The 25,954-nt window shown below is 63.7% G+C and carries 15 protein-coding genes, 2 tRNA genes and 3 rRNA genes; 4 read left to right on the top strand and 16 right to left on the bottom strand.

The features are described 5' to 3' along the window. Window positions 1-302: 302 nt before the first annotated feature. From KCTC_RS01680 to KCTC_RS01690, 3 genes are all read left to right on the top strand, one after another. On the top strand, window positions 303-2,252 hold the full coding sequence (locus tag KCTC_RS01680; protein ID WP_125566172.1) for a hypothetical protein: 1,950 nt from the start codon (window positions 303-305) through the stop codon (window positions 2,250-2,252). Window positions 2,253-2,353: 101 nt separating this feature from the next. Continuing rightward, window positions 2,354-3,967 (top strand): hypothetical protein, encoded by a 1,614-nt coding sequence (locus KCTC_RS01685; RefSeq protein WP_125566173.1) that lies wholly within the window; start codon window positions 2,354-2,356, stop codon window positions 3,965-3,967. Continuing rightward, entirely contained in the window at window positions 3,960-5,879 is a 1,920-nt protein-coding gene (locus KCTC_RS01690; RefSeq protein WP_125566176.1) for a glycosyltransferase, read from the top strand. Before KCTC_RS01685 ends, KCTC_RS01690 begins: the two co-directional genes overlap by 8 nt. A 112-nt stretch (window positions 5,880-5,991) precedes the next feature. Here the strand turns inward: KCTC_RS01690 and xerD are convergent, their stop codons facing one another. Genes xerD through KCTC_RS01725 form a run of 8 tightly spaced genes read right to left on the bottom strand, consistent with a single transcriptional unit; the run spans window position 5,992 to window position 13,777 of the window. Further along, on the bottom strand, window positions 5,992-6,906 hold the full coding sequence (gene xerD / locus KCTC_RS01695) for a site-specific tyrosine recombinase XerD (protein ID WP_231998789.1): 915 nt from the start codon (window positions 6,904-6,906) through the stop codon (window positions 5,992-5,994). Further along, the gene (locus tag KCTC_RS01700; RefSeq protein ID WP_125566178.1) at window positions 6,903-7,484 is read right to left on the bottom strand and encodes an NUDIX domain-containing protein; all 582 of its coding nucleotides are present in this window, start codon (window positions 7,482-7,484) and stop codon (window positions 6,903-6,905) included. Before KCTC_RS01700 ends, xerD begins: the two co-directional genes overlap by 4 nt. Before the next feature lie 13 nt (window positions 7,485-7,497). Then, window positions 7,498-9,237, bottom strand: a complete 1,740-nt coding sequence (locus KCTC_RS01705; RefSeq protein WP_125566180.1) for a CTP synthase — start codon at window positions 9,235-9,237, stop codon at window positions 7,498-7,500. A 52-nt stretch (window positions 9,238-9,289) separates the two neighbouring features. Then, window positions 9,290-11,038, bottom strand: coding sequence for a DNA repair protein RecN (gene recN, locus KCTC_RS01710; RefSeq protein WP_125566182.1), 1,749 nt, complete (start codon window positions 11,036-11,038; stop codon window positions 9,290-9,292). Continuing rightward, window positions 11,038-11,940, bottom strand: coding sequence for an NAD kinase (locus KCTC_RS01715; RefSeq protein WP_125566184.1), 903 nt, complete (start codon window positions 11,938-11,940; stop codon window positions 11,038-11,040). Before KCTC_RS01715 ends, recN begins: the two co-directional genes overlap by 1 nt. A gap of 12 nt (window positions 11,941-11,952) precedes the next feature. Beyond that, window positions 11,953-12,786: a TlyA family RNA methyltransferase gene (locus KCTC_RS01720; protein ID WP_125566186.1), complete on the bottom strand. Its 834-nt coding sequence runs from the start codon at window positions 12,784-12,786 to the stop codon at window positions 11,953-11,955. A gap of 3 nt (window positions 12,787-12,789) precedes the next feature. Beyond that, window positions 12,790-12,951: a hypothetical protein gene (locus KCTC_RS14600; RefSeq protein WP_164512430.1), complete on the bottom strand. Its 162-nt coding sequence runs from the start codon at window positions 12,949-12,951 to the stop codon at window positions 12,790-12,792. A gap of 10 nt (window positions 12,952-12,961) precedes the next feature. Then, window positions 12,962-13,777, bottom strand: a complete 816-nt coding sequence (locus tag KCTC_RS01725; RefSeq protein WP_125566188.1) for an HAD-IIA family hydrolase — start codon at window positions 13,775-13,777, stop codon at window positions 12,962-12,964. 167 nt (window positions 13,778-13,944) lie between these two features. On the opposite strand from KCTC_RS01725, the gene KCTC_RS01730 reads away from it, so the two are divergent. Then, the gene (locus KCTC_RS01730) at window positions 13,945-14,943 is read left to right on the top strand and encodes a DUF1015 family protein (RefSeq protein WP_164512431.1); all 999 of its coding nucleotides are present in this window, start codon (window positions 13,945-13,947) and stop codon (window positions 14,941-14,943) included. A gap of 62 nt (window positions 14,944-15,005) precedes the next feature. Here KCTC_RS01730 and rrf read toward each other — a convergent pair. From rrf to KCTC_RS01770, 8 genes are all read right to left on the bottom strand, one after another. Then, a 5S ribosomal RNA gene (rrf, locus tag KCTC_RS01735) occupies window positions 15,006-15,122 on the bottom strand. Between the two features lie 136 nt (window positions 15,123-15,258). Further along, window positions 15,259-18,330 (bottom strand): 23S ribosomal RNA (locus tag KCTC_RS01740). 446 nt (window positions 18,331-18,776) lie between these two features. Further along, window positions 18,777-20,293, bottom strand: a 16S ribosomal RNA gene (locus tag KCTC_RS01745). The 16S, 23S and 5S rRNA genes sit together here, the layout of an rRNA operon. A 357-nt stretch (window positions 20,294-20,650) precedes the next feature. Next, entirely contained in the window at window positions 20,651-21,913 is a 1,263-nt protein-coding gene (gene tyrS, locus KCTC_RS01750) for a tyrosine--tRNA ligase (RefSeq protein ID WP_125566193.1), read from the bottom strand. A 25-nt stretch (window positions 21,914-21,938) separates the two neighbouring features. Beyond that, a tRNA-Ile gene (locus KCTC_RS01755) sits at window positions 21,939-22,013 on the bottom strand. A 22-nt stretch (window positions 22,014-22,035) separates the two neighbouring features. Then, entirely contained in the window at window positions 22,036-23,052 is a 1,017-nt protein-coding gene (locus KCTC_RS01760) for an exonuclease/endonuclease/phosphatase family protein (protein ID WP_125566195.1), read from the bottom strand. Window positions 23,053-23,086: 34 nt separating this feature from the next. Continuing rightward, window positions 23,087-25,717, bottom strand: coding sequence for a M23 family metallopeptidase (locus KCTC_RS01765; protein ID WP_125566197.1), 2,631 nt, complete (start codon window positions 25,715-25,717; stop codon window positions 23,087-23,089). Window positions 25,718-25,832: 115 nt separating this feature from the next. Continuing rightward, window positions 25,833-25,905: transfer RNA gene (locus tag KCTC_RS01770), tRNA-Asn, on the bottom strand. Between the last annotated feature and the right edge of the window lie 49 nt (window positions 25,906-25,954).

Below are 25,954 nucleotides of genomic sequence, written 5' to 3' on the forward strand. Positions count from 1 at the left end.
ACTTAGCGACCAATTTGGCCGACTCTATGACCGCCCCGGAGGGGCCACAACCCCGGGTCAGCGCCGGGACGCAATCTGTGGAGGGCGTACGCCTGCCCGTGCACAACCGACCCTCTGCCTGTGCAGGAACCTGTGGAACAGATGGTGCTCAGCGGGCGGTTGGGGATCACATCGCTCCGCGGCGCGCCGCGGTCTGGTTGACTCGCGGACGAAACATCGACTCGTTACCGTCCAACCCTGTTTGGCCGTACTACGGTGCGGCGATAGTTCAGCATTCCGCGATCGTCTGAAGGCAAGGTTCCATGCACGTACTCACTCTCGGTCGCGCCGCGTCTGCGGCCATCGTGGTGTTCGCAGGACTCGTCGGTCCAGCCTCCGCGGCTACAGGAACACTGCTCTCGGCGGCGCGCCCGACGCTGCCCACCTCCGTGACCGAGATCGACGCGTCCGAAGGCGCAACTGCGACCTCGCAGATCCCGATTCCTTCAGGGATCACGCCTACCGAGGTGAGGGGTACGTTGCGACTCGATGATCCGAGTGCGACGGCGGTTGTGCTGCTGGGTGGAGCGTCGGTCTTCACCGGGACAGGCAAACGGATCTATGACCTCGACCTCCAGGTGCCACATGGCTCCGTGAGTGAAGGGCAACTACCTATTACCGTGCGCTATCTGTCGGGAGACTCCGCCGATGCGTGTCGCACTGTCGATGCCCAGGCGCGACTCACGGCGATTGCGGTCACGTACACCGGGGTCGAGTCCACACCAACCAGTCTGGCGACGTTCTTCCCCGTGGTTGCTCCCCAGGTGAACGTCAGTGTTGACCCGGGAGGATCTGATGATGTCCTGGAGGCCGCGCTCGTCGCTGTCGGGGCCATCAGCCACCGTTACGGATCTCCCACGAAGGTGACCTTCAACGGCGACGCCGGCGCGGCCCCGGGCACCCGCCGAATTGCGATCGCGGCCGGCCCGGACCCGGTCCGCGCGGCGATTTCCGATGACGGCGGCGTGCCTACGTTGACCCTGACCGGGTCGGGCCGCCAACTGAGCGAGGCGGCCGCGTATCTCGGAGCAGCCGACCCTGTCCGACTTCTCGACTCGGTCGAAGCCAGCGGCCCGGCAGTCACCACCACGCCGAGTCCCGCGCCGCTGCAACAAACCTTGCAGCATGTCGCTGGGACCGACCAGTTGGCGCTGTCCGGATACGGCTCCTCCCAGGCGTACGTAGGCATCAACCAGGACGCCTTCGGCGGGCCGATCGACAGCCTGAGACTCCATCTCCCGTTCACCAACACCGCTGTTCCGAGCGGATCAACCGCTCAGCTCGATGTGTTCTTCAACAATCACCTGATGTGGTCCCGCGACCTGGGTGCGGGTGACGGATACTCAGTCGCGGCCGACTTCACGGTCAACGCCAGCGATCTCAACCGCAGCAACGGTTTGGTGGTACGCCTGTCGGCGACAGCTTCTGTGGGACATTGCCTGAGCGGCCCGCTGGCCTTGCCGTTGGAAGTCCATCTGTCGACAGCGGATGCCACGATGACTGCCAGTCGAGGCTTCGGTGCGCTCTCCGGTTTCCAACGCTTTCCCCAGGTGCTCGCAGGCAGTTTGGCCGTAGCGTTGCGCTCGACAGGGGCGGACCGGATGACGAACGCGGCAGCGGCAGCCGCCATCATCTCCGCTCTTCAGCAGGTCTCCTCGACCCAGTTGAGGATCCATCTGGTCACCCCAGACGCATTCGTCAACGGTCACGACACGGGTCTGCTCGTGGGCGCAACGGGCACCGATGCGAACGCACTCCACGCTCCGCTCCGCCTCGTCTCAAACCGTCTTCTCGGCAACGCGAACACAGAATATGAGGCATCCAACGACCAACCGTTCGCGGCGCTGGAGGCGATCGCGCGATCTGACCGCGACGTCCTTCTGCTGGGTGGTTGGAATCCGGGGTCGACCTCGGGCGAGATGCTCACGTCGCGCTTGACCCGCTATCTCACGATCACCGGCTGGAGCGGGCTCACCGACGATCTCGTCGTCGCCACCCTTCACCAGCAGCCGTTCACGATCTCCAGCGGGGCATATGTTCCGTCGGCTGCGCAGTTGGCCGAGCACGGACGTGCCGCGTACTGGCTCTTCCTTGGAGCGCTCGTCCTGGTCCTCCTGCTGGGGCTGAACTACGCCCTCGCCCGACGCCGGCGGCGTGCTATCGCGGAGATCGTCGATGCTCAGGAGAGAGCGGACGCCGCGGAGGCAGACTGATGTCGCTCGGATCGGGGCTGCTGCGCGCCGGCCGCCCAGCGACAGACCGGTCGTCATCGGACGAATCCGGAGCCGCGACGATGCGGATCAGGCTGTGGACGATGTTGGACGCGACCCCCGCCGGTCGACGTGTCCCGGGGACTGTGCCGGTCTTCCTCGTCGGAGTCGCCCTCGGGGCGGTGGCCTCGGCGTGGGCCGTGCATCGCGGGATCAACATGGACTACGGCGACTCCATGGCGCATCTGACGATCGCCCGCCGGATCGTCGACAGCAAGACCCCCGGCTTGCAACAGCTGGGGACGGTATGGCTGCCGCTGCCACACCTCCTGCTCCTACCGCTGGTGATGAACCTCTGGCTGTGGCACACGGGAATTGCGGCGTGCATCCTCGGCTCGCTCTGTCTCGGCGCGACGTCCGCGGGTTTGTACCGCATCATGGCCAGGCTCGACTTCGATGGCATCGGTCGTCTGGTCGGTCTGAGCATCCTGCTGACCAACCTCAGCCTGCTCTACGCGTGCACCGAGGCTCTCACCGAACCTGTGTTGATCGCTTGCATCGTGTGTTGCCTGGCGGGTCTGGCCGGCTGGACTTTTGCACCACGTCGCTTGTCAGGCGGGGAGTTGTCGGTGTTCGCCGGTATCCCGGCAGCTGGCGCGGTTCTGTCGCGTTACGAGGGCTGGGCTCTCGTGCTCAGTGGCGCACTCTACGTCGGTATCGTGTCGTGGCGGCGCCGCGACACGTGGCGACAGATCCTCGTCTGCTGTTTCGCGTTCGCCGTCGTACCAGCCGCGTCGGTCGGCTGGTGGCTCGCGTACAACATGGCCTGGTACGGCAATCCGCTCGAGTTCCTGACCGGCCCCTACTCGGCGGCCGCGTTCACTCAAACCTTCATCCAGCAGGGACTGCTCAGCACGAAGGGCAATCTGGGCCTTTCGACTGAGGTGTACGTCGAAGCATTGGTGCAGACCTCCGGACTCGTACCAATGCTTCTTGGCGTGTTGGGGGCGCTGGTCATGACCGTGCGGTGGGGGCTCTCCAACCGCGCGTTGCTGATCTGGTTGGCCGGCACCTCGAGCGTCTTTCTGTTGTTCAGCCTGACCACCGGCCAGCACATCATGGTCAACCCGGCCTCTGCCCCACCCGGTGCCGACTACAACAATCGCTATGCGCTCTCAGCTGTGCCATGGTTCGCCCTGCTCACGGCCTTCCTGGTCGGATCAAGCCGCGGGTTCCGCCGTACGCGCATCGCCGGATCGGTGGTGATCATCGCCTTGATGGTCGGACAGGTCGCGTACTGGCTAGGCGATCCTCGCGATCGCCTGAGCGTGATCAATGAAGGCGAGAGCGGCCACGTTGCTTTCGTCGGCGTCAAGGCAGCCGCAACCTGGCTGCGAACCCACTACGACGGCGGCGACATCCTGATGGATGAGAGCTCGGACAAGCTCGCGATCGCCCCGGTGCTGGGCATCCCGATGAACCAGATCTACAACCGGTCTTCTGGTGCGGGTTTCGAGGAAGCCATCGCCGACCCGGCTACGCATGTCCGATGGGTATTCATGCACACGGCACTGCCGAAGAATCTGAGCACCCAATCGGCCTACGACCACGTCGCGATCGTGCTTCTGAAGGACCCCGGATTCACCATGCGGTTCAAGTTGGTCTACTCCCAGGATGGATTCGGCATCTACCGCCGGACGGGGTCCGATCATGGATGAGCGCCGCATTGGTGATGTTCTTCTGGCCCGGGGACTCGCGACGCAGGAGCAGTTGGCACAGGCCGCGTTGGACCAGGAGCGGTATGGCGGGGCGATCGGTCGCCAGCTGATCCTCCGGCAGGTCTGCAGTCGCCTCGATCTCTATTCGGCGCTGGCGGATCTCTGGGACGCCCCGTTGGTTGATCTCATTGCTGAGCCGCCCGAGACGGAGCTCGGTACGGCGATCTCCCACCGGCAAGCCCTGGATCAGGGATGGGTTGCGTGGCGCCGAACCGGGTCCCAGCTCGTGGTGGCGACAACCGTCACGCCCACCGAGCGGATCGCCTCTGCCGCACGGTCCATGTATGGAGCCGGCAGTGTGACCTTTCGGACGACGACCGACTGGGACCTCTGGAACGCGGTGGAGCGTGTCCACCGAGGGACGCTCTTGTTCAAATCGCAGGATGAACTGGCCGAGGCCCAGCCGGCTTCGTCAGCACGTGCGGGCCTGACGGGCTGGCAGTCCCGTACGCCGCTCTCTCTCATCCCACTGATCGCCATTGCTGCCGCCGTCAGCCCTCGTCTGACCTTCGTGGTGGTGCTGACGCTGGCGAACTTCGTCTTCGGCGCGGCGATCCTGTTCAAGACGGTCGCAGCCGTGATGGCTCCGTGGCAGGCGTACCGCACGCAACGCCGACGCCTTGCCGAGTTGCGTGAGCGGAGCAGACGCGGCCTGCCGCCGGTCTGGAGTCCTCACCGCGACGACGCTGACCTTCCCATCTTCACAATCCTGATGCCCGTCTACCATGAGGCGAACATCGTCACGAAGCTCCTGGCCAACATCGGGGCGCTGGACTACCCACGGTCAAAGCTCGATGTCATGTTGCTCATGGAAGAGGACGACCACGAGACAATCGCGGCCGCCAGAGCAATGAATCCGCCTGACTATGTCCGGCTGGTGGTCGTACCACCCGGCACCCCTCAGACGAAACCGCGCGCTTGCAACTACGGCCTTGCGCTGGCGCGCGGCACGTACGCAGTCATCTACGACGCCGAGGACCGGCCCGACCCCAACCAGCTCCGGCTCGCGGTAGAGGCTTTCGATCGCGACGAATTCGAGCGCACCTACCTCGGAAGCAAGCAGAAGCCGCTGGCCTGCGTCCAGGGCAAGCTCTACTACTTCAACGCGGACTACAACGTGCTGACCCGGATGTTCGCCATCGAGTATGCGCACTGGTTCGAAGCCATGCTTCCGGGGATGGACGCCACAGGTGTCCCTCTGCCGCTCGGCGGAACATCGAACCACTTCCATGTGGATCGCCTACTCGAACTCGGAGCCTGGGATCCGTTCAACGTGACCGAGGACGCCGACCTCGGGCTGCGGGCATCGGTCAAGGGATACCGCGTCGCGGTCATCGACTCCGGCACCGGCGAAGAAGCCTGCTCCCAGACCCCCGCCTGGATCCGGCAACGCACCCGGTGGATCAAGGGCTACATCGTGACGGCGGCCGTGAACACGCGGCATCCGATTCGATTTGCGCGCAACACAGGAGTGATGGGGGTCATCGGGATGGTCGGCCTCATCATGGCAACGCCGCTGGCATTCCTCGTGTACCCGCTGTGTCTTGGCTTCACCGCAGCCACCTACGTCGGGGTCCAGTTCCTGGGGCTCTACCTGCCGAGGGTGGTGGTCGTCACCAGTGTTACGACCTTCCTGTTCGGCAACGCCCTCATGATCGTGTCAGCCATGATCGCAGCCACCTCCCGATACAACTGGCGCATTGGCATCTTCGCGATCTTCAGTCCGGTCTACTGGTTCCTCCACAGCACAGCTGCATGGCGGGCGTCCTTCCAGGTCCTGCGCGACCCTCACGGCTGGGAGAAGACCCCTCACGGACTCAGCGAGGACTACGAGAGCGAGGCCCACACATGAGTTCGCCTAGTCGCTCGGGCTTCCCACAACGAGGGGCCCCGATGCGCTGTTCGCCGAGAGTCGGATGTGCTGCGCACATTGTGTCAGAGCGTGGGCGGGCCTGGGCCGAGCTTCAGCGTCCACGTGGGTGAGCGGCCGCGAAGACCTCACGCAGGCTGTCGACCGTCACCATCGTGTAGATCTGGGTGGTCGTGACTGAGGCGTGACCGAGCAGTTCCTGGACGACGCGTACGTCGGCGCCGCCCTCCAGCATGTGCGTCGCGAACGAGTGCCGCAGGGTGTGCGGCGAGACCTCAGCGGTGACGCCTGCGGCTGCCGCCGTCTTGATCAGCAGGTTCCAGGCGGACTGCCGGGAGAGCCGGCCTCCGCGCGCGTTGAGGAACAACGCGGGCCCCGACGCCGCGGCGACCAGACTCGGGCGGCCGCGCACGAGGTAGTTGTCGACCGCCTGGCGCGCAAAGCTGCCGACTGGTACGACGCGCTGCTTGCCGCCCTTACCGCGAAGCAGGACCGTGCCGTCGACCAGATCGACGTCGTCCACGTCGAGCCCGACAGCCTCGGAGATGCGGGCACCGGTGCCGTACAGGACCTCGAGCAACGCCTTGTCCCGCAGGCTCAGGACGGTCTCGCCGTCACCCGTCGCGGCGAGGATGGCTTCGACATCGCTCAGAGCCAGGGCCTTCGGCAGGCGCTTCGGACCCCGCGGTGGTCGGACGGCTGCCGCCGGGTCGATCGTGGTCATCCCGTCGCGGACGGTGAACTTGTGGAACCCTCGCGCAGCGACGACCGTACGGGCAGCCGAACTTGCCCCGAGCTGTGGATGGACGTCGTCACCCTGTCGCAGGTGCGCCAGGAAGGACTGCACCGATTGCTCACTGATCTCATCAAGATCGGTGATCCCGTGGCCACCCAAGTACTCGGCATACCGCTTCAGATCACGGCGATACGACGACAACGTGTTGTCTGCGAGCCCGCGCTCCACGGTGAGGTGATCGAGATACGTACGCACCGCGACCTCGATCTTCACGAGAGGTCACCCCGTTGGCGCCTGACCGCGTATGTCAGGACCGCTGTCGCGGTGGCACCGTTACGCACATCGCCGGCCAGGACGGCGTCCAGGAGCTCTTCGAACGCCACCCACTCGCGGGTCATGTACGCCTCCTCGTGCTCGAGGACGAAGTCGCCGTGGCCGATCTCGGTGAGCTCACGGGCGAGGAAGAAATGAAAGACCTGGGTCGTCATCCCGGGCGAGACCAGCGTGGTCAGCAGGTGTGTCCAGCTTGCGGCGCCGTACCCGGCTTCCTCCTGCAGTTCACGCTTGGCCGTCGCCAACGGCGACTCCCCCACTGCGTCCAGCAACCCGGCTGGAATCTCCACCACGTTGGCCTGCACGGAGTGCCGGTACTGACGCACGACGAGTACGCGGTCGTCCACGTCGACGGCAAGAACCGCAACGGCTCCCGGGTGCTCGACCACCAGTCGCCCGAACGGCTCACCGCCGTCCGGAGTCGTGATCTGGTCCTCCCGAACCGCCACCACCCAGTTGTCGCGGTGGATGTCGCGAGTCCCGACGACCGGCCAGGAGGTCGGTTCGTCGCGCAGCATCAGGGCGTCAACCTCAAGCCTCGTCGGAGATGACGAGGTCGGCGTCGGTGAGTTCGACCTCGCGGTGCAGACCCGACTCGTCCATCGGGAAACGCTGTTCCTTCTGCCGCGCGATCGCAGCGGCGATCAAGCCCTGGAACAGCGGGTGCGGACGCGTCGGACGCGACTTGAGCTCGGGGTGTGCTTGCGTGGCGATGTAGTACGGGTGGACGTCCTTCGGCAGCTCGACGAACTCGACCAGACCGAGATCAGGGTGCTTGCCCGAGAAGACCAGACCAGCACTCTCGAGGCGGTCGACGTACTCGTTGTTGACCTCGTAGCGGTGGCGGTGCCGCTCCTCGATCACGTCTGCGCCGTACACTTCGCGGGCAAGGGTGCCCTTCTTGAGCGCGGCCTTCTGAGCACCCAGACGCATGGTGCCGCCCAGGTCACCGGCACCGTCGACGAACGCCTTCTGCTCGGCGATCGTCGCGATCACCGGCTCCGGGGTCTCCGGATCGAATTCGGTCGAGGCTGCCTTGTCCAGACCCAGTTCGTTGCGGGCGTACTCGATCACCATGCACTGCAGGCCGAGGCAGATCCCCAGAGTCGGGATGCCCTGCTTGCGGGTGAAGTTCAGCGCGCCGAGCTTGCCCTCAAGTCCGCGGATGCCGAAGCCACCGGGCACGACGACACCGTCCACATCACCGAGGTGCTTCGCGGCGCCTTCCGGGGTCTCACACAGGTCCGAGGCGATCCATTCAATGTTGACCTTGGCCTCGTTGCCGAATCCGCCGGCCCGCAACGCCTCCGCCACCGACAGGTACGCGTCCGGCAGGTCGATGTACTTGCCGACCAGCCCGATCGTCACCTCCTCCTTCGGGTGGTGCACCCGGCGGAGCAGGTCGTCCCAGATCGTCCAGTCCACGTCACGGAACGGCAGATCGAGACGGCGTACGACGTAGGCGTCGAGGCCCTCGCGGTGAAGAACCTTGGGAATGTCGTAGATCGAGGGAGCGTCCGCGGCCGTGACGACGGCCTCTTCGTCGACGTCGCACATCAGGGCGATCTTGCGCTTGATGCCCTCCGGCAGTTCGCGATCGGCGCGGCACACGATGGCATCGGGCTGGATACCGATCTGGCGCAGTGCCATCACCGAGTGCTGTGTCGGCTTGGTCTTGAGCTCCTTGGACGGACCGATGAACGGCACCAACGAGACGTGGACGAAGAAGACGTTGTCGCGGCCGATCCGCTGACGTACCTGACGCGCGGCTTCCAGGAACGGCAACGACTCGATGTCGCCGACTGTGCCGCCGATCTCTGTGATCACGACGTCGATGTCGTCGGAGTGCATCGCCAGGATCCGGTCGACAATCTCGTTGGTGATGTGCGGGATCACCTGGACCGTCTCGCCGAGGTAGTCGCCGCGGCGCTCCTTGGCGATGACGTTCGAGTAGACCTGACCGGTGGTCACGTTGGCGTTGCCGACGAGGTTCGTGTCGAGGAAGCGCTCGTAGTGTCCGATGTCGAGGTCGGTCTCCGCGCCGTCATCAGTGACGAACACCTCGCCGTGCTGGAACGGGTTCATCGTGCCCGGATCGACGTTGAGGTACGGATCCAGCTTCTGCATCGTGACCGTGAGGCCCCGGGAGCGAAGGAGGCGGCCGAGGCTGGATGCCGTCAGACCTTTTCCGAGGGACGACGCAACGCCGCCGGTGACGAAAATGTGCTTCGTCGAGTTGTCATGTCCGTGTGCGCGAGGCCCCGATCCCATGGAACTCCAGAGTAGTGGATGGGTCCGACGTTTGGTGAACTGGGCGCGCCGATCAGTTGCGGCCCGCGGCCGCCCTGGCCACCTCACGGAGCTCTCGAGCGTGGGCCAGCGCGGTCTCCGACCCCTCGAGGCCAGCGAGCATCCGGGACAACTCCTGCTCGCGCTCGTCATCGGTGAGTACGCGGAGGTCAGAACTCGTCACACCCTCCTCGCTCGACTTGTTCACCACCACGTGAGTGTCCGCATACGCCGCGACCTGAGGCAGATGGGTCACCACCAGGACCTGTGCCGATCGCGCCAGCATCGCCAGCCGGCGACCGACGTCCACGCCCGCCGACCCGCCGATCCCGGCATCCACCTCGTCGAACACGAACGTCGGCACCGGCGACGTCGCAGCCACCACGACCTCCAGGGCCAACATCACGCGTGACAACTCACCACCGGACGCACTCTTCGCCAGCGGCCGGGGTGGAGAACCAGTGTTGGCGGCGATCAGGAACTCGACCTCGTCCAGGCCGGACGACCCGAACTGCAACCAACCCTCCCCCGTCCAGATCGGCGCGTGGGCACCCAGATCGTTCGCCGGGGCCTCGACCGATCGCTGGCGTACGTCCACGGCGAGGAGGGCATTGGGCATGGCGAGGTGCGTCAGCTCGTCGGTGACCGATGCCGCCAAGGTGCTGGCTGAGGCCTGGCGCCTCGTACTGATCTCCGTCCCCACGGATGCGATCGTCGCCCGCAGCGCAGCGCGCCGCGTACGCAAGGTCTCGATGGTGCCGTCGGTGTCGTCCAGATCCCCGACCCGCGCCGCAGCCTGCTCAGCCCAGGCCAGGACCTCGTCAATGGTGTCCCCGTACTTGCGGGTGAGGCCGGCCAGAACCGCACGCCGCTCAGAAACTGCGGCGAGACGATGCGGGTCGACGTCCAGACCTGCGCCGTACGCAGCCAGGTCCGCTGCTACATCACTCAGCAGGTACTGCACCTCAGCCAGTCGATCGCCGAGCGCCGCGAACGCGGCGTCATGCTCCCGTACGCCGTCGATCTGACGCCGAGCCGCTGCGATCAGTGACATCGCGTCGCTGCCGCCGTCGTTGGAGAGGGCTTCGTGGGCGTTCTCGGCAGCTGTCCGCAGGTTGTCGACGTATCCGAGGCGTTGCTCCTCGGCGCGGAGTTCGTCGTCCTCGCCGAGTTTCGGCTCGGCGGCTTCGACCTCATTGAGGCCGTACCTGAGGAGGTCCGCTTCCTGAACCCGCTCGCGCGCCGCGGACACGAGCACGGCCAGCTGCTCCTCGACAGACGCCAGCTCGCTGTACGCGTCTCGATAGATCCCCAGAAGCTCGCCGAGTCCCGCGTAGCGGTCGAGAATCCCACGCTGGTGCTTGGTCTGCAGCAGGCGCCCCTGATCCGACTGGCCATGGACGACGACGTGGGGACTGATCGTGGCCGCCAGGGTCGAGGTGGGCACCGCAGCGCCGCCCACGAACGTCTTGGGGCGCCCCACGCTCGCGACCGACCGCGACACGAGGACCCGGTCGTCCTCGACCTCGCCGCCGAGCTCGTCGACCGACTCTGCGAGACCGACGGCTCCGCGGACATTGAGGACACCTTCGACGCGAGCCTGCCTGGCGCCGGTCCGGACAGCCCCGCTGTCCGCGCGCTGGCCGAGGAGCAGGTTCAGGGCGGTGACGATCATGGTCTTGCCGGCACCGGTCTCACCGGTGATCACCGTCAGGCCTGGGCCGAGATCGACGGATGCACTGTCGATCACACCGAGCCCGGAGATCCGAAGCTCTTCGAGCATCACGCGTCCCGCCCGGCGCCACGCCAACCGTCGACCGGGAGCTCGAACTTCGCCACCAGACGATCGGTGAACGGCGCCTCGGCCAGGCGCGCCAGTCGTACGCTCTCCCCTCCCCGGGTGATCTCGATCCTCGCCCCCGGGGGCAGCGCATGCGAGCGTCGACCGTCACACCAGAGCACCGCGCCGACGTCGTCAGAACCCGGGCGGTTGAGGACTTCCACAGCGAGATTCGATGTCGGAGAGACCACCATCGGTCGCGCGAACAACGCATGTGCGCTCACGGGCACCATCAGAAGCGCCTCGACCTGGGGCCATACGATCGGTCCGCCGGCGCTGAAGTTGTAGGCGGTCGAACCCGTTGGGGTGGAGAAGACGACACCATCACATCCGAACCGCGACAGAGGCCGGCCGTCGATCTCGATGACGACCTCGACCATGCGACCGCTCATGCCCTTTTCGATGCTCGCCTCATTGAGGGCGAACGTCCGGAACGTCTCAACGCCACCCTCGGTCACACGCACCTCGAGCGTGAGCCGCTCCTCCGCGGTGTACGTGCGGTCGACGATCGCATCGATGACTCGCGCAAGGTCTCCGTGCTCGGCCTCGGCCAGGAAACCGACGTGCCCGAGGTTGATCCCCAACAGCAAGGTCTCGGAACCGTGCACCACCTCGGCGGCTCGCAGGATCGTGCCATCGCCGCCGATGACCAGGGCCAACTCGCACCCGACCGTCAGGTCGCCGACGCGTACCTCAACGCCCTCGGGGAGAGCGAGCTCAGCAGCATCCTCCGCGGGCACGCAGACCGCGAGGCCTGCCGCAGAGAGCGCTTTGGCGCAGTGCTCCGCCACCGCACGCGCCTTGTCGCGTCCGGTGTGCGTGAGGATCAGTACTCGACGCGTCACGGTGACAGCCTCTCACTCACCACCGACAGGATCAGCCAGACCCACCTGAGCGATGACCGCGTCCGTAATGGCGTCGTCACCGATCAGCGAGTCGCCACGCCTGAGCCACAGGAAGAATTCGACGTTCCCGGAAGGCCCCGGAAGCGGGCTCGTCGTCACCGCGCGTACGCCCCACCCACGCGCGCCAGCCGCATACGCGACACCGAGCACCGTCTCCGCGCGCAGGGCAGGATCACGAACCACACCGCCCTTGCCGACGCGGTCCTTCCCGACCTCGAACTGCGGCTTCACCATCAGGGCCATGTCTGCGTCCGGGGCGGCGACGGCCATCAAGGCATCGAGCACCAACGTCAGCGAGATGAACGAGAGGTCGCCGACGATCAGGTCGACAGGAGCACCGATGAGGTCGAGAGACAGTTCCCGGATGTTGGTCCGGTCGTGCACGATCACGCGCTCGTCCAGCTGGATCCGCCACGCCAACTGCCCGTAGCCCACGTCCACGGCCACGACCTCGCGTGCTCCCCGACGCAGCAGCACATCCGTGAAGCCACCGGTCGACGCACCAGCGTCCAGGCAACGGCGGCCTGCGACCGCAAGCCCCAACGGCGTGAAGGCGTCAAGCGCGCCGACGAGTTTGTGAGCGCCCCTGGAGACGTAGTCCGGGCCGTCGGCACCCTCGACTACGACGATCGCGACGTCAGTCGTCACACCTGTCGCGGGCTTGGTTGCCACCACGCCGCTGACCTTGACGCGTCCGGAGGCGATCAGTTCGCTGGCATGCTCACGTGAACGAGCAAGCTGGCGACGTACGAGTTCGGCATCAAGCCGGAGGCGGCGTGGCGGCACGGATCAGTCAGCGTCCAGCGCAGACCGGAGATCCGTGCGTACGTCCTCGAAGATCGCGGCGTGCTGCTCGAGTGGCGCCGCGTCCAGGCCATCCAGTTTGCTCAACGCGGCCGCCACCGCTGCGCTGTCCGGGGCCGATTCTGGGTCGACAACGTCGTCATTCACAGATCGGACTTTACCCGGCGGCGAGGCTGGAAGCCGGTTGCAACAGTCCGCGGAGGTCGTCCGCGACGTACGTCGGCAGCTCGCCCGGACGTGAATGCGCGAGGTCCTCGCGGGTGGTCACCCCGGTGAGGACCAACAAGGAATCGATGCCAGCCCGGTGTGCACCCAGCACATCGGTGTCGAGCCGGTCGCCGACCATCAGTACCGTCTCCCCCGTGATCCGCCGACGTGCCTCCTCAAACAGCGGGACAGCAGGCTTCCCGGCCACCGGAGGTACGACTCCGGAGAACCGACTGAGCAGCTCCACCTGGGCACCATGGCCCGGTGCCTCGCCGAAGGCGGCCGGGATGGTGCTGTCAGTATTCGCCGCGAACCACGGGAGCCCGTCGCGGATTCGGGTCGCCGCACGCATGATGTCGCTCCACGGCACGTCCGGGCCATAGCCGCTGACGATCGCCGCGGCGTCGTGACCGACCGCAACGGGGACGAGTTCGCGCGCCCGCAGGGCCTCTCGCAGCCCGTCCGCCCCGAGAACGGCGACATGGGTCCCTGCCGGGTAGCGCTCGGAGATCATGGTCGCCACCGCCTGCGCGGAGGTGACGACCTCGTCCGGGTCGGCCGGCACGCCCAACTCCGTCAGGTGCTTCGCAATCTGCTCGGGCGTGCGCGACGCATTGTTCGTGATGAAGCCCAACCGGACCCCAGCCGCACGCGCCAGCCGCAGAGTGTCGACGGCGTACGGGACCGCCTGCCCGCCGACATAGACGACCCCGTCAAGATCCAACAGCACCACGTCGTACGCGTCTGCCAGAACACGCCCCGTCACAGAGCCTCCTCTTTAGCCTGAGTTCGCCGACTGCACCCTACGATGACGAGGTGGATGGCAGCCCTGCGGTATCCCCGCCGTACGTTGCTGGACCCCTCCGACTCGACGCGTTTCGCGGTCTCATGCTGTCGCCTCGAGAGGTCGGCAATCCTGCATCCTTCCGGCTGATGGCGCGCCCGTACCGGGCAGTGACGCAACGAATGCGCCGCTGGCGTGAGCGGGGCGATCTCTGGCGCGATGACCAACCAGCCCTCTACCTCCACGAATACACAGACGGCGGCGTCACCATCCGTGGCTTCGTCGGCGCGCTCGACATCTCGCACCGCGCAGCCGGGCCCGAGGACGCCGCGATCTACCCACACGAAGGCATCCATCCCCGCCAGTCGGACGAACTCGCGGCTCGGATGACCGAGATGAAGCTGCAGCCGGCGCCGATCCTGCTCCTGCAGCGCTACCCCGATGACGTACGGGACGTGGCCGAGGCACTGATGCAGACGGCACCGCTGCGTACGTTCACCGACCGTGGCGGCCAGCGACACCGGGTGTGGGCTCTTCGCGACGCGGCCCTCATCCACGTCATGCAGGACCGCTGGGCATCGACCTCGGCAGTCATCGCCGACGGTCACCACCGCTATGCGGCCTACGTACGCACGCAGGCAAGCCGTCCCGGCACGGCACACGACGGCGGCCTCGCGATGCTGATCGACCAGGAGTCGACGCCGCTGTACCCCGGACCGATCCACCGCGTCCTCCGGGGAACGACGCTCGAGGACCTGCGACAAGCCGCACGAGCCCTCAAGCTGACGCAACGGGCGCTCGATGGGGAACACGCCCTGGCCGAGCTCGCCCCGGAACGAATCCTCGCCACAGACGGCACATCGTGGTCGGCCTTCGATGTGCCGACGACCATTTCGGCAGTCGAAACCCTGCATCGGGTGATCATTCCGACCCTGCCGCGAGGCCCCCAGCAGATCTACTTCCGGAGTTCGGTCGACGCCACGTTGCGCGACGTACGCGCAGATCGCGACGTCGCCATCATCCTGCCGCAGTTGAGCATCAGCGACATCTGGGCTGTCGTACGCCGGGGCGACCTGTTGCCCGAGAAGGCAACGTCGTTCCAGCCCAAACCGAGCCCCGGAGTCCTGCTACGAAGTTTGAAAGACTGAAAGGTCCATAAATGCATCAACGGCCCGCCTCGATTTCTCGAGACGGGCCGTTGGAAAGAATTGTCCGGCGGCGTCCTACTCTCCCACAACCTCGTGGTTGCAGTACCATCGGCGCTGAACGGCTTAACTTCCGGGTTCGGGATGTGGCCGGGTGTTTCCCGTTCGCTATGGCCGCCGTAACTCTAGGTTGTTTCCTGGAGTTGCGTCGTCACCAACGTGTGTTGGTGGTGCAAACTGTTCGTGGACGCGAGCAAAGGAGTCTTTTCAGACTTAGTCTTGTAGGTTCTCAACTTTGTTGTTTTTGTTGAGTGTTTGTGAGGTAAGCCCTCGGCCTATTAGTACCGGTCGGCTGGGCATTGCTGCTGTACACCTCCGGCCTATCAACCCCATAGTCTGTGGGAGGCCTTAACCAATAAATGGTGGGAAACCTTATCTTGAAACGTGTTTCCCGCTTAGATGCGTTCAGCGGTTATCACTTCCGAACGTAGCTAACCAGCAGTGCACCTGGCGGTACAACTGGCACACCAGAGGTTCGTCCACCCCGGTCCTCTCGTACTAGGGGCAGGTTTTCTCAAGTTTCCTACGCGCGCAGAGGATAGGGACCGAACTGTCTCACGACGTTCTAAACCCAGCTCGCGTGCCGCTTTAATGGGCGAACAGCCCAACCCTTGGGACCTACTCCAGCCCCAGGATGCGACGAGCCGACATCGAGGTGCCAAACCATCCCGTCGATATGGACTCTTGGGGAAGATCAGCCTGTTATCCCCGGGGTACCTTTTATCCGTTGAGCGACGCCGCTTCCACTTGCCGGCGCCGGATCACTAGTTCCGACTTTCGTCCCTGCTCGAGTTGTCACTCTCACAGTCAAGCTCTCTTGTGCACTTACACTCGCCACCTGATTGCCAACCAGGCTGAGAGAACCTTTGAGCGCCTCCGTTACATTTTAGGAGGCAACCGCCCCAGTTAAACTACCCATCAGGCACTGTCCCTGAACCGGATCACGGTCCTAGGTTAGATATCTAATACGATCAGAGTGGTATTTCAACGTTGACTCCACAACCACTGGCGTGGCCGCTTCACAGTCTCCCACCTATCCTACACAAATCGAACCAAACACCAATACCAAACTATAGTAAAGGTCCCGGGGTCTTTCCGTCCTTCTGCGCGTAACGAGCATCTTTACTCGTAGTGCAATTTCGCCGAGTCTACGGTTGAGACAGTGGGAAAGTCGTTACTCCATTCGTGCAGGTCGGAACTTACCCGACAAGGAATTTCGCTACCTTAGGATGGTTATAGTTACCACCGCCGTTTACTGGGGCTTAAATTCTCAGCTTCGACATTGCTGTCTAACCGGTCCTCTTAACCTTCCAGCACCGGGCAGGAGTCAGTCCGTATACATCGTCTTACAACTTCGCACGGACCTGTGTTTTTAGTAAACAGTCGCTTTCCCCTGGTCTCTGCGGCCCTTCACGCTTCCCCAGCAAGTGGGTACACGATCCGGGCCCCCCTTCTCCCGAAGTTACGGGGGCATTTTGCCGAGTTCCTTAACCATAGTTCGCTCGATCGCCTTGGTATTCTCTACCTGATCACCTGAGTCGGTTTGGGGTACGGGCGGCGCATAGCTCGCTAGAGGTTTTTCTTGGCAGCATAGGATCATCGACTTCCCCATACGGGTCCCCATCAGATCTCAGACATGCAGTGTGCGGATTTGCCTACACACAGTCCTACGTCCTTAGCCGGCGACTACCATCGCGCCGGATCGACTACCTTCCTGCGTCACCCCATCGCTTGACTACTACCAGATCGGATCGTGCGCTACGCACACACGCCTTGACCGAAGTCTTGGTCGCGGTGTTTCGGGCACTTAGCATCACTGGATTCGTCATGGGCGCTATTTTGCCGGTACCAGAATATCAACTGGTTGTCCATCGACTACGCCTGTCGGCCTCGCCTTAGGTCCCGACTTACCCAGGGCAGATTAGCTTGACCCTGGAACCCTTGATCATTCGGCGGAGGAGTTTCTCACTCCTCATTCGCTACTCATGCCTGCATTCTCACTCGTGAACCCTCCACCCCTGGATCACTCCGAGGCTTCACTGGATACACGACGCTCCCCTACCGATCCCGCATAACGGAATCCCATAGCTTCGGCGGGCGGCTTGAGCCCCGCTACATTGTCGGCGCGGAATCACTTGACCAGTGAGCTATTACGCACTCTTTCAAGGGTGGCTGCTTCCAAGCCAACCTCCTGGTTGTCACTGCGACTCCACATCCTTTTCCACTTAGCCGCCGCTTAGGGGCCTTAGCTGATGGTCTGGGCTGTTTCCCTCTCGACTACGGAGCTTATCCCCCGCAGTCTCACTGCTGCGCTCTCACTTACCGGCATTCGGAGTTTGGCTAACGTCAGTAACCTTGTAGGGCCCATCGGCTATCCAGTGCTCTACCTCCGGCAAGAAACACACAACGCTGCACCTAAATGCATTTCGGGGAGAACCAGCTATCACGAAGTTTGATTGGCCTTTCACCCCTATCCACAGGTCATCCCCTCCATTTTCAACTGAAGTGGGTTCGGTCCTCCACGCCGTCTTACCGGCGCTTCAACCTGCCCATGGATAGATCACTTCGCTTCGGGTCTAGAGCGTGCGACTAAACACCCTGTTCAGATTCGCTTTCGCTACGGCTACCCCACACGGGTTAACCTCGCCACACACCGCTAACTCGCAGGCTCATTCTTCAAAAGGCACGCTATCACCCCACAAGGAGGCTCTAACGGATTGTAGGCACACGGTTTCAGGTACTATTTCACTCCCCGCCAGGGGTACTTTTCACCTTTCCCTCACGGTACTTGTCCGCTATCGGTCATCAAGAAGTATTTAGGCTTAGCAGGTGGTCCTGCCAGATTCACACGCCATTCCAGGAGTAGCGTGCTACTTGGGAAATCACTCCACAGCCAATGTCTTACCGTTACGGGACTATCACCCTCTACGGTGAGGCTTTCCAACCTACATCACGCTCAACATTGGTTTCTTACTGTGCGCACTCTCGGCAGAAAATGCTGAATGCTCCCACAACCCCAACCACGCAACGCCTGCCGGCTATCACACGCAATTGGTTTGGCCTCATCCGATTTCGCTCGCCACTACTCTCGGAATCACTATTGTTTTCTCTTCCTGTCGGTACTGAGATGTTTCACTTCCCGACGTTCCCTCCAACATCCCTATAGATTCAGGATGCGGTAACACGACATGACTCGTGCTGGGTTCCCCCATTCGGACACCCCCGGATCAACGCTCCGTTGCCAACTCCCCAGGGCTTATCGCAGGCTCGCACGTCCTTCATCGGCTCTTGATGCCAAGGCATCCACCATGTGCCCTTCATAGCTTGTCTCACAAACACTCAACAAAAACAACAAAACTACAAAGACAGAGTGCTACCACCCACACGACCATGGTGACAGTCGCATGAGCATTGCCAGCAGCACTCAAAGATGCTCGCGTCCACTATCCAGAAAACAAAAACCACAAACCACCGCCCACACCAGCAACCCTGAAGGACCCAACCGGCGAATCCGCCGGCGATCTGGCCCCACAAAGCCACTACCAGGTATGGGTTCCGTGTGATTTCTCAGAACCCCAACAGTGTGTCAAAACCAGCCGCGCTCAACCCCCATCAACGCTTTCCACTCCTCACCCCACAGCAAGCTGTGAAGAATCTTGGTTGTACTCACCAGGGACCAGCAGTTCAACTGATCGTTCATCGACGGTTCCACTAGTGAACACCCACGCAGCCACCACCACTGTTGGTGATGAACTCAAATGGTGTGTGCTCCTTAGAAAGGAGGTGATCCAGCCGCACCTTCCGGTACGGCTACCTTGTTACGACTTCGTCCCAATCACCAGCCCCACCTTCGACGGCTCCCCCCCTTACGGGTTAGGCCACCGGCTTCGGGTGTTGCCGACTTTCGTGACGTGACGGGCGGTGTGTACAAGGCCCGGGAACGTATTCACCGCAGCGTTGCTGATCTGCGATTACTAGCGACTCCGACTTCATGGGGTCGAGTTGCAGACCCCAATCCGAACTGAGACCGGCTTTTTCCGATTCGCTCACCCTCGCGGGATCGCAGCGGTCTGTACCGGCCATTGTAGCATGCGTGAAGCCCTGGACATAAGGGGCATGAAGACTTGACGTCATCCCCACCTTCCTCCGAGTTGACCCCGGCAGTCTCCTATGAGTCCCCACCATTACGTGCTGGCAACATAGGACGAGGGTTGCGCTCGTTGCGGGACTTAACCCAACATCTCACGACACGAGCTGACGACAGCCATGCACCACCTGCACACCAGCCAAAAAGGAACAGACATCTCTGCCTGCGTCTAGTGCATGTCAAACCCAGGTAAGGTTCTTCGCGTTGCATCGAATTAATCCGCATGCTCCGCCGCTTGTGCGGGCCCCCGTCAATTCCTTTGAGTTTTAGCCTTGCGGCCGTACTCCCCAGGCGGGGCGCTTAATGCGTTAGCTGCGGCACGGAACCCATGGAATAGGCCCCACACCTAGCGCCCAACGTTTACGGTGTGGACTACCAGGGTATCTAATCCTGTTCGCTCCCCACACTTTCGCTCCTCAGCGTCAGTACATTCCCAGAGAACCGCCTTCGCCACCGGTGTTCCTCCTGATATCTGCGCATTTCACCGCTACACCAGGAATTCCGTTCTCCCCTGAATGCCTCAAGTCTGCCCGTATCGAAAGCAAGCTCCGAGTTAAGCCCGAAGTTTTCACTCCCGACGCGACAAACCGCCTACGAGCCCTTTACGCCCAATAATTCCGGACAACGCTCGGACCCTACGTATTACCGCGGCTGCTGGCACGTAGTTGGCCGGTCCTTCTTCTGTACATACCGTCACTTGCGCTTCGTCTGTACTGAAAGAGGTTTACAACCCGAAGGCCGTCATCCCTCACGCGGCGTTGCTGGATCAGGCTTCCGCCCATTGTCCAATATTCCCCACTGCTGCCTCCCGTAGGAGTCTGGGCCGTGTCTCAGTCCCAGTGTGGCCGGTCACCCTCTCAGGCCGGCTACCCGTCGAAGCCTTGGTAGGCCATTACCCCACCAACAAGCTGATAGGCCGCGAGCACATCCTGCACCGAAAAACTTTCCAACAACCCACATGCGTGGATTGCTCATATCCAGTATTAATCACCGTTTCCGATGGCTATCCCAGAGTGCAGGGCAGATTACTCACGTGTTACTCACCCGTTCGCCGCTCGAGTACCCCGAAAGGCCTTTCCGCTCGACTTGCATGTGTTAAGCACGCCGCCAGCGTTCGTCCTGAGCCAGGATCAAACTCTCCAAAAAAAATGAAAAACTGATACTGACCAAACAAACACAAGCAAATAGCTTGATGTCCGAATTGTCATACGACAATCTCAAAAGATTGACGGTTAAAAATTAATCCGTCGACTATGACACACTGTTGAGTTCTCAAAAATCACACGCGCACCGCAGCATCGAGGCCTCGTACGCTTCCATTGAAGCGCACTCGTCCCCAGTGTTGGTTTGGGTGACTGTCTGGGGGCCGGGAGCCCGACCTCTCGGTCTTGCTCCCCGTCGCTCCCGGCGACAAAGAGAACATTACACACACGTTGCGTGGCACCCAAATTCGGGGGGCTCTCTTGGACACGTGAGCGTGAACACTCTCCTGTCACGGCGTGTCTAGTTGACTCGAACCCCCGCGAAACGCTTCTTTCCGCGCCGCAGGACGAGCCATTCGCCGGCGATGAGATCCGCCCGCGAGAGCTCGGCGTCGGGGTCCTCGACACGGACGTTGTTCACGTACGCGCCGCCCTCGGTGACCGTGCGGCGTGCCTCGCCTCGCGATGCCGCCAACCCGGACGAGACGAAGAGGTCGACGACGGACCAGCTGTCGCCCGCGATGCTGGAGACGCCGGCCTCGGTCAGCGCCGCGCCCAACGTCGCCGAGCTCAGCGCCGCCAACTCACCGCCGCCGAAGAGTGCAACGGCAGCCGCCTTGGCCTGCTCAGTCTCGGCGGCCCCGTGCACCAACGTCGTGACGTCATCGGCCAATGTCTTCTGGCCGGCACGCAGCCAGGGCGACTCGTCCTGCTGCCGTTCGAGGTCCTCGATCTCCGCGCGGGTGCGGAACGTGAAGATCCGCAGCAACTCGCCGACCTTCGCGTCCTCCACGTTGAGCCAGAACTGATGGAAGGCGTACGGAGACATCATCTGTGGGTCGAGCCACAGCGCGCCGCCCTCCGTCTTTCCGTACTTGGTGCCGTCCGACTTGGTGACGAGCGGTGTGGTGAAGGCGTGCGCCGAACCGCCAGCGGCCCGGCGAATGAGTTCGACGCCGCCGGTGATGTTGCCCCACTGGTCCGATCCACCGAACTGCAGCGTCACGCCGTGAGCGCGGTACAACTCGAGGAAGTCCATCGACTGCAGCAGCACGTAGGAGAACTCGGTGTAGGAGATGCCGCTCTCGAGCCGCTTCCGCACCGTGTCGCGCGCCAGCATCCGGTTGACCGGGAAGTGCTTGCCGACGTCGCGCAGGAAGTCGATCGTCGACAGGCCAGCGGTCCAGTCGTAGTTGTTGACCATGGTCGCGCCGTTCTCACCATCGAACGACAGGAACGGCTCGATCTGCGAACGGACCCGGTCGACCCACTCCTGCACGGTCGCCAGCGAGTTCAGCGTGCGCTCGCCGCTGTCACGGGGGTCGCCGATCATGCCGGTCGCGCCGCCGACCAAGGCGTACGGAGTGTGGCCCGCCCGCTGCAGTCGCATGGCCGTGACGATCTGCAGCAGGTTGCCCATATGCAGGCTCGGGGCGGTCGGGTCGAAGCCGATGTAGAACTTCAATCCCTCGGCCAGCGCCTCGCGAAGTGCGTCGCGATCCGTGGAGTCAGCGACCAGACCGCGCCACTCGAGGTCGTCCAGCAGCGTCTGGTCGATCGTCATCTCAAACCTTCCAACATGTCGTGAGTGGGGCGGGTGGGGCTCGAACCCACGAATCGGCAGATTATGAGTCTGCTGCCTTCACCGACTTGGCTACCGCCCCTCGGCGGACGACCTTACCGGCCTCAGGGCTTGCGAACCTGGTCGGAGATGGTCGCGTACGCCGACGGGCTGCCGTGGTCGGTGATCTTCGCCTTCTGCACCGACCAGTCCTCGAGGACGCCGTTGAAGTCGATGTGGTCACTACCGATGATCTTGTCCATGTTCTGGTTGTTCGGCGATCCGGGGTCGGCGCAGTTCGCCGGGCCATAGATGCTGTGCGCGCTCGCGACCTTCGACTGGAAGGCACACAGGGTTCGGTTCGACGTGTCATTCGTGTCCGCCAGGAACAACACCGGGACATGGGTGGCGAGGAGCGTACGGAAGAGGTCCGACTCCGTGGCCAGGTCGATCCCGAGCGCGGTCGACCAGTTGGGGCTCGTACTCGGCGCGTGGTGCGCCACCATCACCCACACGCGGCGGCCGTTGCGGTGCTGCAACAGGATCGCGCGATCGGTCACATAACTGAAGCCGTTGCCGGAGGCGAAGAACGGCGTTCTGAAGTCCTCGGCCTTGATCAGGTGCCAGTCGGCGGTACGCCACAGGATCGCGGTCTCATAGGTGGAGGTCGACGTCGGGTACATGCCCCAGCCGCTCCCCTGACCGGTCCTCGCACGGAACATCGCCTGGACCGGCGCCTGCACTTCCTCGAACCCGACGATCGAGTGACCCATCGAGTTGATGTAGCTCCACATGCCGCCGAAGCGCTGCTCGCACGGCGCGTAGTGCGACGTGTTGGGGGTACTACCGGGATGACCGTTGTTCCAGGTGAAGCCGCAGCCCAGAAGGTTGAACGTCGCCACGCGAACCGTCACCGGCGGAATGACCTTCTTGACCGGCTTCTTCTTGATCGGAGCCGCATGGACCGTCATCACCGGGGCGAAGGTCGGCATGGCAACTGGCGGCGCCACCGTCCTGCCCGACGACGAGAACGTCAACTCCACCAGGGCCACAAGTACGCCGACCGCCCCGGCCAGCACCATCCCGGCGTGCAGGCGCGAGCGCTTCGCAGGCGGCGCCGTGTGGCGGCCGTGGTGTGCCATGACGAGATCTCCGGAGCGTAGGGACGCCCTGAGGTTACGGCAGAGTCGCCAATGTCGACGGAACTCCGTGATCGGTGATGCCGTACGTCTTGCCGTTGTAGGTCATCCCGCTGGTCTGGGTCGACCAATCGATGACTGTCCCGGAGAACCTGATCCCGCCGGAGCCGATGATCTTCTCGTAGGGCTGGCCTCTGGTGGACGCCGGCTTTGCGCAGCCGCCTGCAGGAATCGGATCCCAGATGCTGTGGGCGGACGGTGCCAGTTTCTGGATGGTGCAAATCGGCAGGACGGTGTCGTCGTTGAAATCACCGATCAGGACCACCGGAATGCCGGTCCCGTAGGCATCCGCGAACGCCGGGGACTCGACCCCCATGTCCTTGCTGAGCATGTACGGGAAGAGCTTCGACAGATACGCGGCGTACGTCGGGTTCGGCGGATTCGGTCGACAGTTCTGCGCGTTCGCGGCGGCATCCATCGTCGAGATGTTGTGGATCGAGATCACCCACACCTTCTGTCCCGCGGCGTTGCGCAGCAGGACCTGGGTCTCGTTCGCAGGCGTCGTGTGGGTGATCGGCTTGCCGGTCGAGCAGTCGGTCCACGCGTACTTGGGGATCTGGAACGCCGATCCACTCAACATCTGCCACTGGTCGGTGCGCCAGAGGACAGCCGTCGTCTGTTGGTGCACGTACTGGGGACTTGTCGGATAGAACGCCCAGTGACTGCCGACGGCGTTCGCCCGGGCCTGGAGAAGCTGGAAGACCGGTGGCTCCAACTCCTGGAGGCCGACGAAGGAAAAGCCGTGCTGGTTGATGTAAGTCCACTGCGGCGTGAAGCGCCCGGTGCAGGAATCCGGTCCGCTCGTGCCTGAGGCCGTGCAGCCGTGCAGGTTGAAGCTCGCCATCCGGAACCCGCCACTGAGGTTCACGGTTGGTGCGCCCGATCCCGGAGCCCCGGTGCAACCGCCGCCGACGGTCGCCTCCGTGCCGAAGGTCGACGTCGTGCCCGGGGTGCCCAGCACGTTCATGATGATGCCGGCGCCTGACCACATGGCGCGGTGGCCCTCGATCGCTGCGCTCGCGTACGCGCCGGTCCTGGCGGCCGCTTCCCACGGAGGCACGTTCTGCCAGTTGGGCACCGCGAGCAGGCGTGAGTAGAACATCTGCGCCGCGGTCGAGAGATTGCCGCGAGCGCTCGCCGAGCCCCACGACGCCGGCAGCGCGAGTACGCCCTGCGACGCCCCTGAGGAGGCCGGCAACTCCGCGCCGAGTCTCGAACCACGCATCGCCGTCATGACAGCGATCTGGATCCCCCATCCGGGGACCCTCATGCGCTGACCAATGCTGACCAAGGTCGCCGCGGTCGACAGTTGCGAGCCCTGCCACAGATCCATCAGCCCCTGCGTCGCCGTCGCAGCCTCAGTCGTGCGTACCGACGTCGACGGCGACCGAAGTACGTGAACTCCGGACCCACCACTGGTCCCGAGGTTGACTCCCCGGGCGCGCATGAAGGCGACCGGATCCACCCAGGTCGCGTGATTGCTGGCGTACGCGTGGACGGTGTTGACGCCGAAATGCAGGTGCGGGCCTGACGAGCCATGGTCTGTCGGCGTCGATGCCACCGTGCCGAGGAGTTGTCCGACCCGGACCTGCTGGCCGTCGGCGACGACATCCGTGGCCAGGTCCTGATAGGCGAACGTGAGGTTGTTGCCCGTGTAGAGCACGAGCGAGCGTGGCCCGCCCGCAGCGGCCACCGCCGCGTTCGATCCCACGAGCCTCACCACACCGCTGGTCACTGCGTAGACCGCGGCGCCGGACGTCGTTGCAAGGTCCACGCCGTCGTGCGTCAGCACATCGAAGCCGGCGGCGACCTTGGTCGATGACACCGGATTGGTCCAGTTGCCCGGGACCGGGATCACAGACGGGTTGGCGTACGTCAGCGGAACACCGCCGCAGACCTGCGACAGCGATCCGACGACGGTCCAGTGGAACGCGGCGTCAAAGATGTTGGCTCCGCGGGACCCGATGCCGCCGATTGGGAGAGCCGAGAGGATCGAGACCCAGTTGCGCCGGGCTGCCGTACGTGCCGCGGCACCCGCCGCGGTCTGCACCATCGTCCGCTGCTCGACGTTGTTGGTCCGGGGGTTGAAGTACGGCTGGTCGGTCGTGCCGGCCAGGAAGTTCACCGCTTCAGCAGTCAATCCCCTGCGATGAATCACCGCTGCCGCCGCGCCCACGAGCCAGTTGCCGCTGCGCCCCGGGTCCGCCATCTCGTTGAACGACAGCGGCTGGATCTGGTACGCCCGGGCGAACGCGTACACGTGGTTGTAAACCAGTTGGTACGGACCCAGCGGTGTGTCGTTCTGAATGGCTGCCATGCGCTCAGCAGACGTGTAGGAGCGCGCAGGCCGGGTCGGATCGGTCCCGTAGACCTGCGGGATCGCCGCCATGATCGCCGCGGGAACGTTGCTGTTCGACGTCAGTGCGCTGGCGAGATTGACTCCCGCGGCGGTCACGCCGGTCGGATAGCCCGAAAGGTCGGCACGGTGGCGTGCGAACGGACGCGCCTCGACGAGCGTCAGCACAGCGGCGACGGCCACCACGCAGATGAAGATGATGAGCCCCGGGCGCACGCGTACGCGCTGGCCCCGAGCGTGCGCGTCAGTCATCGAATCCCCCTGGTGGTCGAACGCGTTCCATCCTGCCTTCGATCCGTCAGGGGTGCGACGAGCGACTCGCGGGAACGCAAAAGCCGCCTCGTGGTGACCATGAGGCGGCTATCTGCTCCCCGAGTTGGACTCGAACCAACAACCGTCCGATTAACAGTCGGAAGCTCTGCCAATTGAGCTATCGGGGATCGCACTGCTGCGGGGCGCAACACTAGCAACACCCTCCAGCGGCTTCTA

The sequence above is a fragment of the Nocardioides baekrokdamisoli genome (assembly GCF_003945325.1).
GTDB lineage: Bacteria > Actinomycetota > Actinomycetes > Propionibacteriales > Nocardioidaceae > Nocardioides > Nocardioides baekrokdamisoli.